The organism is Streptomyces aureus (assembly GCF_001418135.1).
GTDB classification, from domain to species: Bacteria; Actinomycetota; Actinomycetes; order Streptomycetales; family Streptomycetaceae; genus Streptomyces; species Streptomyces aureus_A.
In genome coordinates, this window is sequence record NZ_LIPQ01000329.1 from 1 (window position 1) to 12,851 (window position 12,851).

8 protein-coding genes and 2 pseudogenes are annotated in these 12,851 nt (G+C 70.7%); 7 read left to right on the forward strand and 3 right to left on the reverse strand.

The window, feature by feature from the left end:
• From AOK00_RS38550 to AOK00_RS25615, 7 genes and pseudogenes are all read left to right on the forward strand, one after another.
• Window positions 1-70 (forward strand): annotated as a pseudogene (locus tag AOK00_RS38550) (roadblock/LC7 domain-containing protein); the annotation flags it as partial.
• A gap of 251 nt (window positions 71-321) precedes the next feature.
• Window positions 322-595, forward strand: a pseudogene (locus AOK00_RS25590) (DUF742 domain-containing protein); the annotation flags it as partial.
• Window positions 576-1,157 carry a GTP-binding protein gene (locus AOK00_RS25595; protein ID WP_055602619.1) on the forward strand — a complete coding sequence of 194 codons (582 nt, stop codon included), beginning with the start codon at window positions 576-578 and terminating at the stop codon, window positions 1,155-1,157. The pseudogene AOK00_RS25590 and the gene AOK00_RS25595, both read left to right, overlap by 20 nt.
• Before the next feature lie 339 nt (window positions 1,158-1,496).
• Window positions 1,497-4,796 carry a sensor histidine kinase gene (locus AOK00_RS25600; RefSeq protein WP_055602620.1) on the forward strand — a complete coding sequence of 1,100 codons (3,300 nt, stop codon included), beginning with the start codon at window positions 1,497-1,499 and terminating at the stop codon, window positions 4,794-4,796.
• 7 nt (window positions 4,797-4,803) lie between these two features.
• Window positions 4,804-5,217 carry a roadblock/LC7 domain-containing protein gene (locus AOK00_RS25605; protein ID WP_026057603.1) on the forward strand — a complete coding sequence of 138 codons (414 nt, stop codon included), beginning with the start codon at window positions 4,804-4,806 and terminating at the stop codon, window positions 5,215-5,217.
• Between the two features lie 92 nt (window positions 5,218-5,309).
• The gene (locus AOK00_RS37500; RefSeq protein WP_079042188.1) at window positions 5,310-5,864 is read left to right on the forward strand and encodes a DUF742 domain-containing protein; all 555 of its coding nucleotides are present in this window, start codon (window positions 5,310-5,312) and stop codon (window positions 5,862-5,864) included.
• A complete protein-coding gene (locus AOK00_RS25615) occupies window positions 5,845-6,426 on the forward strand; it encodes a GTP-binding protein (RefSeq protein ID WP_015036414.1) in 582 nt (193 codons plus the stop codon). The genes AOK00_RS37500 and AOK00_RS25615 overlap by 20 nt, the downstream gene beginning before the upstream one ends.
• Window positions 6,427-6,623: 197 nt before the next feature.
• Here the strand turns inward: AOK00_RS25615 and AOK00_RS25620 are convergent, their stop codons facing one another.
• From AOK00_RS25620 to AOK00_RS25630, 3 genes are all read right to left on the reverse strand, one after another.
• Window positions 6,624-6,827 (reverse strand): acyl-CoA carboxylase subunit epsilon, encoded by a 204-nt coding sequence (locus AOK00_RS25620; protein ID WP_030320260.1) that lies wholly within the window; start codon window positions 6,825-6,827, stop codon window positions 6,624-6,626.
• Window positions 6,828-6,841: 14 nt separating this feature from the next.
• A complete protein-coding gene (locus AOK00_RS25625) occupies window positions 6,842-8,425 on the reverse strand; it encodes an acyl-CoA carboxylase subunit beta (RefSeq protein ID WP_078944794.1) in 1,584 nt (527 codons plus the stop codon).
• A gap of 260 nt (window positions 8,426-8,685) precedes the next feature.
• Window positions 8,686-12,609, reverse strand: coding sequence for an endo-alpha-N-acetylgalactosaminidase family protein (locus AOK00_RS25630; RefSeq protein WP_055602621.1), 3,924 nt, complete (start codon window positions 12,607-12,609; stop codon window positions 8,686-8,688).
• Between the last annotated feature and the right edge of the window lie 242 nt (window positions 12,610-12,851).

Below are 12,851 nucleotides of genomic sequence, written 5' to 3' on the forward strand. Positions count from 1 at the left end.
GGCCGACCGGGCCGGCAGTGTCCTCACCCCGGATCTCCCCGCGGAGCTCCAGGGCAGCCTGCTCCACTAGCCGGCCGCTTCACGGAAAACCTCACCGCACCACCGACCGACAGGGCGGTACGCCCCTCCGTACCGCCCTGGCACCGTTATCCGTCCGGCCGCCCCACCCGGCCCCCCACCGGCCCCATCAGATGGCAGAAGCCTTGCCGTCACGCCCGGAGGATTCATGACCCCGCCCCCCGCCTCTCACGATCCGTACGGCAATTCAGTCGACGAGTACGGACATGAGGGCGACCAGCCGCTGGTGCGTCCGTACGCGNNCATCGAGGCGCTGGTCAGCACCACGGCCGACCCGGCGCACCTCGCCACTCTCCTCCCGGAGCACCAGCGGATCTGCCACCTGTGCCGTGAGGTCAAGTCGGTGGCAGAGGTGTCGGCGCTGCTGTCGATGCCCCTCGGTGTCGCCCGCATCCTCGTCGCCGACCTGGCGGAGGCCGGCATGGTGGCCATCCACCAGCCGGGCAACGGAGAGACCGGCGGCACGCCGGACGTGACTCTGCTCGAAAGGGTGCTCAGTGGACTTCGCAAGCTCTAGCGGCGGTGCGGCCCGTTCAACCACCAGCGCGAAGATCGTGGTGGCGGGTGGCTTCGGCGTGGGCAAGACCACGTTCGTCGGCGCCGTGTCCGAGATCAACCCGCTGCGTACCGAGGCCGTCATGACGTCCGCGTCCGCGGGCATCGACGACCTCACGCACACCGGTGGCAAGACGACGACGACCGTCGCCATGGACTTCGGCCGCATCACCCTGGACCAGGACCTGATCCTGTACCTCTTCGGTACGCCGGGCCAGGACCGGTTCTGGTTCATGTGGGACGACCTGGTCCGCGGCGCCATCGGCGCCGTCGTGCTCGTCGACACCCGCCGTCTCGCCGACTGCTTCCCGGCCGTCGACTACTTCGAGAACAGCGGCCTGCCGTTCGTCATCGCCCTCAACGGCTTCGACGGAAGCCAGCCGTACCAGCCCGAGGAGGTCCGCGAGGCCCTCCAGATCGGCCCCGGCACCCCCATCATCACCACGGACGCCCGGCACCGCGCCGACGCCAAGAGCGCGCTCATCACCCTTGTCGAGCACGCTCTGATGGCCCGGCTCAAGTAGTCGGACGACCGGAGCGGCTGTCATATGCCACCGCCAGGGGCGGCCTGTGTCGTTCGACACGGCCGCCCGCGCGTTCATAACATTTCGACAGAGAATTGGGGCGCCCCGGACACCCGACGCATCCGATCGGTGTCACTGCGCTCACCTGAGCCCCGTCTTTTGGCGGGGCTCGCTCTTTATGCCCGTTTTATACGAGGCGCGGGCCCGTGAAACCGGCCGCATCCCACTGTTTGGAACCGACCCCCTTCACGTGCTGCAATTCATGAACTCCCGAGTAGTACGGCCCTGAACGAAACACCGGCACAACGTAGGTGCCGACGCCGAGAGGTTGTTGGTCGAGTGAGGCGCAGCAAGGAAAGCTCCGCGGAGCAGGAGACACGGGGCAACTTCACCCCGCCGTCGCGCACGGCGATGTCGCCCGCGGACGTGCCCGTGACGCAGCCCACCGTGGCCGCCGCCCCGGGCAGCTCCAGCAAGCTCTCGCCCCGCAACTGGCGGGTGCCCACCAGGCTGAACGCGATCCTCTGCATACCCGTGCTGGTCGGCCTCGTCATGGGCGGCTTCCAGGTCAAGGGATCGATCGACACCTGGCAGGAGGCGCAGGACGCCGAGAAGACGGCGCTCATCGTGCGCGCCGCCTCGGAGTACAGCACCGCCCTCCTCAACGAGCGCGACCTCACCGCGGGTCCCCTGCTGGCGGCGAAGACCCCTGAGGACCGCAAGAGCGACGAGGTCACCAAGGCGTACGCCGCGACCGACGCCGCCAAGGTCAAGTTCGACGAGGCCGCCAAGAACCTGCCCTCGGGCCAGGGCCTGGAGCGCCGGCTGAACCTCTTCCGGGACGAGGAGCCGAAGCTCACCGCGCTGCGCGAGATCGCGTACACCCGCGGTCTAGACCCGGTCGACACCCAGCGCGGCTACACCGGGGTCCAGCACTACCTCACCGAGTTCTCCAACGAGCTCGGCCTCGGCACCGGCAACGTCACGGCCTACGGCCGCAGCGTCTACGCCGTCCAGCTGGCCAAGGGCGCCGCGTCCCTCCAGCGCTCCATAGGCACCCAGCTCCTGGTCCGGCCCAGCCGGACCGAAGCCGTCTTCGCCCAGCAGTCCGTGGCGTTCAACTCGTACAACTACCTGGAGCAGATCGCCCTCGGCGAGTTCTCCTCCGGTGGTATGCCCGAGGACGTCGCGCTGCTGAAGAAGGTCATGACGGGCAAGGCCACCGAGGGCGCCAAGCAGATGCAGGCCGCCGGGGTCGAGCTGCCCAAGGGCACGGACGGCTCCGTCTACTCGGGCGTCGCCTCCGCCATCGGCACCGCCAAGAGCCCCGAGGCCCTCGCCGCCCTGAAGTCCAAGGGCATCGCCCCCGAGAGCTGGATGGCCGTCGCCACCGCCAAGTTCGAGGGCTACTCCGAGGTCGAGAAGACGCTCGTCGACAAGGCCGTGGCCGAGGCCGTCCGGATCTCCGACGAGTCCAAGACGGACGCCTGGGTCAACGGCGGCATCGTCGTCATCGCCCTGCTCGCCGCCTTCATCCTCGCCGGGATGATGGCCCGCCAGATGAGCCGCGCGATGCAGCAGCTGCGCACCGCCGCCTTCGGCATCGCCGAGCAGCGTCTGCCGATGCTGGTCGACCAGCTGTCCCGTACCGAGCCCGGCCGCGTCGACACCCGCGTGCAGCCGATCCCGATCGACACGCAGGACGAGATCGGCGAGGTCGCCCGCGCCTTCGACCAGGTCCACCGCGAGGCCGTCCGGCTCGCCGCCGAGCAGGCCATGCTCCGGGGCAACGTCAACGCGATCTTCACGAACCTCTCGCGCCGCAACCAGTCGCTGATCGAGGGCCAGCTGACCCTCATCACCGACCTGGAGAACAACGAGGCCGACCCGGACCAGCTGGAGAACCTCTTCCGCCTGGACCACCTTGCGACCCGTATGCGCCGCAACGGCGAGAACCTCCTCGTCCTCGCCGGCGAGGAGCCGGGCCGCCGCTGGGACCAGCCGGTCCCGCTGGTCGACGTCATGCGCGCCGCCTCCTCCGAGGTGGAGCAGTACGAGCGCATCGAGCTGGCGGGCGTGCCGGACGCCGAGATCCACGGCCAGGCCGTGACCGACCTCGTGCACCTGCTCGCCGAGCTCCTGGAGAACGCCACCACGTTCTCCTCCCCGCAGACCAAGGTCCGCGTCACCGCGACCCGTCTCCCCGACGGCCGCGTGATGGTCGAGATCCACGACAAGGGCATCGGCCTCACCGCCGAGGACTTCGCGGACATCAACCACAAGCTGGCCAACCCGCCGACCGTGGACGCGGCCGTGTCGCAGCGCATGGGCCTGTTCGTGGTCGGCCGGCTCGCCGACCGCCACGGCATCCGGGTCCAGCTGCGCCCCTCGGGCGAGCAGGCCGGTACGACCTCGCTGGTCATGCTGCCGGACGCGATCACGCACGGTGGCGGTGGCGAGCAGCCGATCCAGGACGACTTCACGGTCTCGCAGATCATTCCGCAGCAGCAGCAGCAGCCCAGCGCCTTCGAGAGCGCCCCGCAGCAGCAGCAGCCGATGCTGACCGCCGCCGATCTCGGCTTCGACGACTCCCGCTACGAGCAGCCGGCCGAGGAGGAGCGGCAGCTCGACCCGGTCAACCGCTCGCTGAAGCGCGAGGGGCGGCGTGCCGCCCTGGAGGCCCAGGCGCAGGGTGGCGACCGGCCGCTCTTCCGCGACGAGGCGGAGCAGCCGGACGAGTACGGTCAGCAGGGCCAGGAGTACGCGCAGCAGGGCCAGGAGTACGGCCAGGGTCAGGAGTACGGGCAGCAGCAGGGTCAGGAGTACCCGGCCGAGCAGTACGCCCCGGCGCAGGAGTACGGGCAGCAGCAGCCTCAGCAGTCGCAGGGGTACGGCCAGGAGTACGAGGCCGGATTCCCGCAGCAGCAGGACGGCTACGCGTACCAGCAGCAGGGTTACGAGGCCTACCCGCAGCAGGGCTATGCGGAAGCTTCGTACGAGACTGCGGGAACCGAACACCAGCAGTACGGCAATGCGTTCGATACCCAGTCCCACCAGGGAGACTGGCAGGATCAGAGCGCGTACCAGGGCGGCTACCAGCAGCCGTTCGGAGCGGAATCGGAATCTGCTCCGAGCGCTCCCGAACAGGCCGCCGAGCGCGTAGGCTTCGACCGTCCGGGTCCGACCCCGAGTGCCGCCCCGGACGCCGGTCACGCGCTGACCGACGCCGGACTGCCGCGCCGCGGCAGCGTCGCCTCGCCGACCCAGCAGGCGCCGCAGCAGCAGGCACCGCAGCAGGCGAAGCCCGCGCAGCCGGCGCAGCAGCAGAACGACGCCGACTCCACCGACGAATGGCGCTCGACCAACGACGAGCGCTGGCAGCGGGCCGGGAAGCTCAAGGACCCGAAGGCCGGCGGGGTCACCTCGTCCGGTCTCCCCCGCCGGGTCCCGAAGGCCAACCTGGTCGAGGGCACGGCTGAGCAGACCCCGCAGGGCGGCCCCCAGGTCTCCCGCGCGCCCGAGGACGTACGGGGCAGGTTGAGCAACCTGCGCCGCGGCGTCCAGCAGGGACGCAGCGCGGGAACGGACACGAACGGATCGGGCCTCGGCCCGGGCAGTACCTACAACCAGGAGCGTTAGTGTGAGCATGAGCCAGGCGGCGCAGAATCTGAACTGGTTGATCACCAACTTCGTGGACAACACCCCCGGGGTGTCGCACACGGTGGTGGTCTCCGCCGACGGACTCCTGCTGGCGATGTCCGAGGGTTTCCCCCGGGACCGCGCCGACCAGCTGGCGGCCGTCGCCTCCGGACTGACCTCGCTGACCGCGGGCGCGTCGCGGATCTTCGAGGGTGGTGCGGTCAATCAGACCGTGGTGGAGATGGAGCGCGGCTTCCTCTTCATCATGTCGATCTCGGACGGCTCCTCGCTGGCCGTGCTCGCCCACCCCGAGGCCGACATCGGCCTCGTGGGCTACGAGATGGCACTGCTCGTGGATCGCGCGGGCACCGTCCTGACTCCTGACCTCCGGGCGGAGCTTCAGGGAAGTCTTCTCAACTAACAGACAGACAGTGCGTTTCGCGCCACCGCCCCGTAAGGTGCGGTGGCGCGGTTCCAAGGGACATGGACCGCGAGGCAGTCGGAGGAGGAGACGTGGGAACACCACCGGGCTCAAGCCCCTACAACGGTTATGACGCGCACCAGGCGCCGCTCGGCGACACCACGCAGAACCGGTTCAACTTTCCCTCCGCCCCGAGCAGACAGGGCGTGTCGCAGCCCTATCGGCAGCCTCACGTCCAGCCCGCGGGTGCGCAGGGCTCCTCGCGCGCTCCGTCCGCCGCAGGCTCCAGCAGCTCGGGCGGCTCGCACAACCCGCTGGTGCGTCCGTACGCGATGACCGGCGGCCGGACCCGGCCGCGCTACCAGCTCGCCATCGAGGCGCTGGTCAGCACGACGGCCGATCCGTCCCGGCTGCAGGGGCAGTTGCCCGAGCACCAGCGGATCTGCCGGCTGTGCTTCGAGATCAAGTCGGTCGCCGAGATCTCGGCCCTTCTCTCCATCCCCCTCGGCGTCGCCCGAATCCTCGTGGCCGACCTGGCAGAGGCCGGGCTCGTCGCCATCCACCAGCCGGGCGGCGACGAGGCCGCCGGCGGTCAGCCAGACGTGACACTGCTCGAAAGGGTGCTCAGTGGACTTCGCAAGCTCTAGCGGCGGCGCGGCCCGTTCAACCACCAGCGCGAAGATCGTGGTGGCGGGTGGCTTCGGCGTGGGCAAGACCACGTTCGTCGGCGCCGTCTCGGAGATCAACCCGCTGCGCACCGAGGCCGTCATGACGTCCGCGTCCGCGGGCATCGACGACCTCACGCACACCGGCGACAAGACGACGACGACCGTCGCCATGGACTTCGGCCGCATCACCCTGGACCAGGACCTGATCCTGTACCTCTTCGGTACGCCCGGTCAGGACCGGTTCTGGTTCATGTGGGACGACCTGGTCCGCGGCGCCATCGGCGCCGTCGTCCTGGTCGACACCCGCCGTCTCGCCGACTGCTTCCCCGCGGTCGACTACTTCGAGAACAGCGGCCTGCCGTTCGTCATCGCCCTCAACGGCTTCGACGGGAACCAGCCGTACCAGCCCGAGGAGGTCCGCGAGGCCCTCCAGATCGGTCCGGACACCCCCATCATCACCACGGACGCCCGGCACCGCGCCGACGCCAAGAGCGCGCTCATCACCCTGGTCGAGCACGCCCTCATGGCCCGCCTGCGGTAGCTGTCCCCCGGCGCCCCGTACCGAAAGGCCGCGTTCCCCTCGGGGACGCGGCCTTCGGCGTGTGCCGGCACCCCGCTCGGCGTCCCGGCCGCGGCACTGTACGGCGTGCCATGGCCCCAGAACGGCGTGTGAGGGGCCCTGGAGACACGAAGAGGGCCTGAACCCGGCATCACCGGGTTCAGGCCCTCTTCGGTCGCTCAGCGCCAGCTGTGCGGCGCGCGGAAGCCGTGCTCCCGCTCCAGGCGGCGCCAGCCGGCCGTGGTGCGGCCGCGGTGGCCCGCGGCGGTGTCCTCGTCGGACCGGGCGGCGGCACGGGCGAGCAGGACGGCCGTGATGGCCGCCAGCTCCTCGGGGTCGGCGTGGCCCTTCTCGACGCGGAGAAGGTTGGCAGGGGTTGTCACGTGGATGACTCCTCTTACTGAGGCGGGTTGCCGTGCTTGCGGGACGGCAGGTCGGCGTGCTTGGTGCGGAGCATCGCGAGGGACCTGATGAGCACCTGCCGGGTGTCGGCGGGGTCGATGACGTCGTCGACCAGGCCGCGCTCCGCCGCGTAGTACGGGTGCATCAGCTCCGCCTTGTACTCCTTGACCATGCGGGCTCGCATGGCCTCGGGGTCCTCGGCCTCCGCGATCTGCTTGCGGAAGATCACGTTGGCGGCGCCCTCGGCGCCCATGACCGCGATTTCGTTGGTGGGCCAGGCGTACGTCAGGTCGGCGCCGATGGACTGGGAGTCCATGACGATGTACGCGCCGCCGTACGCCTTGCGCAGGATCAGGCTGATCCGGGGCACGGTCGCGTTGCAGTACGCGTACAGCAGCTTCGCGCCGTGCCGGATGATTCCACCGTGCTCCTGGTCGACGCCCGGCAGGAAGCCGGGTACGTCCAGAAGGGTGATGATCGGAATGTTGAAGGCGTCGCACATCTGCACGAAGCGGGCGGCCTTCTCGGAGGCCTCGATGTCGAGGACACCGGCCAGCGTCTGCGGCTGGTTGGCGACGATGCCGACGACCTGGCCGTCGAGGCGGGCGAGCGCGCAGATGATGTTGCGGGCCCAGCGCTCGTGGATCTCCAGGTAGTCGCCGTCGTCGACGAGCTCCTCGATGACCTTGTGCATGTCGTACGGACGGTTGCCGTCGGCCGGGACCAGGTCGAGCAGCACCTCGGAGCGGCGGTCCGCCGGGTCCTCGGAGGCGACGGTCGGCGGGTTCTCGCGGTTGTTCTGCGGGAGCATCGACAGGAGGTAGCGGACCTCCGCGATGCAGGTCTCCTCGTCGTCGTACGCGAAGTGGGAGACACCGGAGACACCCGCGTGGACGTCGGCGCCGCCGAGGCCGTTCTGGGTGATCTCCTCGCCGGTGACCGCCTTCACGACGTCCGGTCCGGTGATGAACATCTGCGAGGTCTCACGGACCATGAAGACGAAGTCCGTCAGCGCCGGGCTGTAGGCCGCGCCGCCGGCGCACGGGCCGAGCATCACCGAGATCTGCGGGATGACACCGCTCGCGCGGGTGTTGCGCTGGAAGATGCCGCCGTAGCCGGCGAGCGCCGAGACGCCCTCCTGGATACGGGCGCCCGCACCGTCGTTCAGGGAGACCAGGGGGGCACCGGCCGCGATGGCCATGTCCATGATCTTGTGGATCTTCGTCGCGTGGGCCTCGCCCAGCGCGCCGCCGAAGATGCGGAAGTCGTGCGCGTAGACGAAGACCGTCCGGCCCTCGACCGTGCCCCATCCGGTGATCACACCGTCGGTGTACGGCTTCTTCGCCTCCAGGCCGAAGCCCTGGGCGCGGTGCCGGCGGAGCTGCTCGACCTCGCTGAAGGAACCAGGGTCGAGCAGCAGCTCGATGCGCTCGCGGGCCGTCAGCTTGCCCTTCGCGTGCTGGGCCTCGGTCGCGCGGTCACTCGGGCCGCGGAGGGCCTGCTCGCGCAGGACGTGCAGCTCGGCCACTCGGCCACGGGCGTCAGCGGGCTCGCTCGGGATCTGGTCCACAACGGTCATGTACCGACCCTACGAAGTCGGACAAGAAAACCCCGCCGTCGACTCCGTACAGTCTCCCGTGTCGATTCCTGGTGGGGCTGGACAGAACGACGAACTGTTCATCGCGAGTCAACAGCCAGGTACCCCTCGTGTTTGTAGGGGTTCAACATAGACCTCGGTGGGTCCGAATCCGTCGGCCCCGCGCCGCCCACAAAGGTGGTCCATGGCACCGAGGGGCCCGCGACCCCCGAAGGGTCGCGGGCCCGTGCCCCGCCGCGCGGTCAGCCTCCGCAGTGGAAGCGGGCGCCGCCCCAGTCCGCGTGGTCGTTCCCGTTGCCGTCGCCGCTGTCGGAGACCACCAGGTCGACCCAGGTGGCACCGGTCACGTCGGCGGTGAGCGACCAGGCGGCGTCCGTGGCCTTGAGGACCGGTGACTTCACCCGCTCGGCGCCGTCGGCGAGGACGCTGAACACGACCGTGCCCCGGCTGGTCTGGACGTCGTCCACCCCGACCTCGGCGGTGAGGGAGGTGCAGCGGCCGCCCAGGTAGTAGCGGACCTTCGCCGGTGCGTGGCTGCCCAGGCCCTTGGCGTACGTCACTCCCCCGATCCGCAGCGGGGAGCCGTCGCCGGTGCCGGTCTCACCGTTGGAGAGGTCGCGCTCGACGGGGCCCCAGCCGTTGGTGGCCGAGGTCCAGTCGAGGTCGCTGGCCCAGCTGTCGGTGGTGGGCGGCGGGGGCAGCGTGCGGACGGTGGTGGCGGCGGTGAGCTTCCGCCGGCCTTCCCCGAGGGCGTACGTGAGGGAGGCGTCCAGGGTGTACGGCCGGTAGGCCGCGTCCACCGGGGGCGTGACCTGCCAGGTGGCGGTGGCCTTCCCGCCCGGCGCGACCGTGCCCAGGGTGACGGGCGCGGCCGGTTCCGCGGTCCAGCCCTCCGGGAGGGTGAGTTCGGCCCGGGCGCCGGAGACGTCGGCCGCCTCGTCGTTGCCGAAGGTGGCGGTGACCTGGTTCGGCCGGCCGGGCTCCAGGGTCTCGGGCGCGGTGACGGTGAGCGTGCCGCAGGCGGCGCGCTCGGTGGCCGGGCCGAGGTCGGTGACGGTGAAGGCGTCGAGGACGAAGTCGGCGCCGTCCGGGGCGTCGCCGCGCTTGCGCAGCCCGGTCCAGGTGTCGCCGCAGCCGGCGGTGACGGTCTCGGAGAAGTGCCCGCTGTCCCTCTGCTGTCCGATCGGGGTGCGGCGGGTCTCCACGGAGGTCCCGTTCGTCCGGTCGTAGCCGGTGATCCACTCGTACGCGCCCGCGTGGCTCGACCTGTAGTCGTACTCGACGCGGTAGGTGCGGCCGTCCTTCATGGGGACGGTCCAGGGCGCGGTCCGGTAGACGAGGCCGCTGTTCTCGTCGTGGGACTTGAGGGACTCGGCGCCGCCGATGACGTCGTCGATCAGCTTCCCGTTCCAGCCGGCCTGGGTGTAGGGGGCGTGGAGCTGGGCGATGTGGGTGCGGGGGTCGGTCGTACCGCCCGCGTCGCCCTTGAGGAAGGGGCCCCAGCCCTGGTCGACGGCCTCGAAGTCCTCGTACACCACGGTCCCGGCCTTGGTGGCGGGGGCGTTGGCGACGATCCGGACGTCGTCGATCCGGACGGTGGCGGCGCTGCCGCTCGCGGCCTGGATCCTCAGCGGGGTGCTGCCGCCGGGCGGGGCGGTGAAGGTGACCTTGGCGCGCTGGAAGCGGGTGCCGTTCCAGTCGGAGGCGGCGACCCGGTCCTGGAGCGAGGAGCGTTCGACGGTGACGGACTGCCCGCCGGCGGAGAGGGTGGTGGGCCGGGCGGCGCCGGGCTGGACCTCGATCAGGGCGGAGGCGGTGTACCGCGTGCCCGGGGTGAGGCCGGTGATCCGCTGGCCGACCGAGGCGGTGGCGGCGCCGGAGAGCTTCGCGCTGTTGCGGCCCTGCTCGTCGGTGTCACGGACGACGGTGCCGGTCCTGGTCCAGGCGCCGAGCCTCGCGTCGTTGAAGCCGGGGTCCTTCACCGGGGTGCCCTGGCCCCATTTCGGGGCGGGCTGCGCGGGCGCGCCGTCGGGGTGGAGGACGTAGGGCTGTCCGGCGACGGCGTCGAGGGTGATCCTGCCGTCGGTGGGCCGCACGGTGGCGGTCTTCACGCGCCCGTTGTCGGTGAGCTTGTAGACCGTGTACGAGCGGGTGCCGGCCGGGACGGACCACGTGGTCGTACCGCCCGCCTTGTTGTAGTGGTAGAGCTTCGTGCCGCCGGATCTGCCACCGGTCTTCCCCTCGGACCAGGGCAGCAGGTAGCTCTCGCCGTCGAGGACCTTGCGGCCGTCCTGGTAGAAGGTGCGGCGGCCGTTCTCGACGGTGCCGCGGACCCCGCCGGTGAAGGTGATGTCGTTGCCGTTCCAGCGGGTGATCCGCTGCTGCTGGAGGTACTTGGCGGGCAGGTTCCGCTGCCAGATGTTGGCGGTGAAGTCGTTCCAGTCGGTCTCGCCGGTCCAGCCCTCGAAGTCGACGAGGGCGGTCTGGCCGAGGACCGGGTGGTTGTTCCAGACGTCCTTCTCGTCGTTGCGGATGAAGCGGACGATCTGCGAGTTGAGGCCCTTGTTGGTGGCGCCGCCGTAGTCGAGGTCGTTGGCCCAGTGGGACCAGAGGGAGGCTCGCTCGAACTTCTCGGACCACTCGGTGGCGACGTTCCAGCCCTGCTGCTGGACGGCGCGCATCGTCTCGTCGGCGATCCAGCCGTGGGTGTAGTAGACGTCGATGTAGAGGGTGGAGAGGTTGCGGTCGGTCTCGTCACGCAGCTGCTGGAAGCGGCGGGCGAGGTCGCCGCTGTTGATGTCGCGGCGCTGGTCGATGTAGTAGCTCTGGTTGAGCCAGTTCCAGCCGGGCTTCGTCCTGTCGACGAGGGTCTCGCTGAAGTTCTTCGCCTCGGGGTACGACTCGGTGGCGTTGACGTGGACGCCGAAGTCCGCGCCCCACTTCCGGCCCTCCCTGAGGAGGACGTTGAGGTCGGCGAGGCCGCCGGCCCGCTTGTTGTAGTTGCCGCCGTAGTCGGGGTGGGCGGAGTCGTGGCCCTCGGAGCCGTATCCCTTGAGCAGCGCGAACTGGCCGAGTCCGTCGGTGGAGAGCGAGATCCGCTTGACGTCGTCGAGGGTGCGCAGGAAGGGGTGGGTGGCCTGCGAGGCGAAGTTGAACGGGATGTGGGCGACGACCCGGTCGGGGGTGTCCTCGCTGCCCGGGGCCTTGATCCCGATCGTACGGAAGGCGATGGCGCCGTCCTGCCAGTCGGTGGCGCCATCGGCGTTGGCGTCGGGGGTGACGACGACCTTGGCCCAGGGCAGGGCGTCGCCGCTCGCGGGCTTCGGGGCGCCCTCGCCGCGGTAGGTCCACTGGCCGGACCAGACGCCGACGCGGGTCTCGGTGGCGGTGCCGGTGGTCTGCTTGCGGGCCTGGTGCCAGAAGCGGGCGCCGTCGCGGGCGGAGGCCCCGGTGGGCTTGTCGTAGCTGGAGTTGGACTCGACGGCGGCGGCGAGCCGACCGGTGCTGACGATCGCGTAGCTCGCACCCACCGGGGCGGCCTCGGCGGCGGTCGCGTCGGTGACGCGGGCGAAGACGTCGGCGGTGCGGGTGGAGTCCGGGTCGAGCCGGGTGAAGGCGGTCGCGGCGCCGGCGTCCGAGGAGCCGACGGAGACCAGGTCGTGGCCCGGTATGTCGAGGGTGCCGACCCGGAAGCCCTCGGTGTCGCGGACGGCGGTCACCCGGAACGTGGTGGCCCGCCCGTCGACGCTCAGCCGCGCGTCGATCTCGACGCCGGGCAGGTCGGGGAAGGTGAGGGTGTACGCGGCGGAGGAGGCGGTCAGGACGGGGGCGCCCTCGGCCCGGACGGCGTGGGCGGTGCCGTTGAGGACGATCCGTGTGACCGGGGCCGTACTGCCGAGGAGGCGGGCGCCGCTCGCGCGGTCGGTGTACGAGAGGACGCGGGGGAAGTCCTCGGCGACGGCCACGGAGAGCTGACGGGATGAGATGACGGGGCCGTCGGCGGCCGCGGTGTCGGCTGCCGCCGCGTCGGCCGCCGCGGGGACGGCTGCCGCGCCCCCGGCCGTGGCTCCCTCGGCCAGGGCGGGCCCGGCCAGGGCGAACACGGCGGAGGAAGCGACGGCGAGCGCACAGGCCGCACGGATTCTTCGCGAAGGGGGGAGGGACATGCGCACTAGTTGGCCCCGCCCCGGCGGCACCGTCAACGAGATCGTGCCGCGCGGGCCCCTCCAGTCCAAGAACCCCCTTCGGTTAGTCCAAGTGACCACCGAGGAGGGTTCTTTCGGACCGGAACCGCGGGTCAGCAGCCGCCGCAGTTGTAGAAGGTCACGTCCCAGTGGTTGCCCTCGTCGGCGTAGACGTTGCCCGCGCCGGACTTCCACTGCGGGGCGCCGTCACCGCGTACACCGAT

Coding starts and splice junctions, on each gene's coding strand:
- AOK00_RS25605 (WP_026057603.1), top strand. CDS start 4,804: ATGAGCCAGGCGGCGCAGAATCTGAACTGGTTGATCACCAACTTCGTG.
- AOK00_RS25630 (WP_055602621.1), bottom strand. CDS start 12,609: ATGTCCCTCCCCCCTTCGCGAAGAATCCGTGCGGCCTGTGCGCTCGCC.
- AOK00_RS25625 (WP_078944794.1), bottom strand. CDS start 8,425: ATGACCGTTGTGGACCAGATCCCGAGCGAGCCCGCTGACGCCCGTGGC.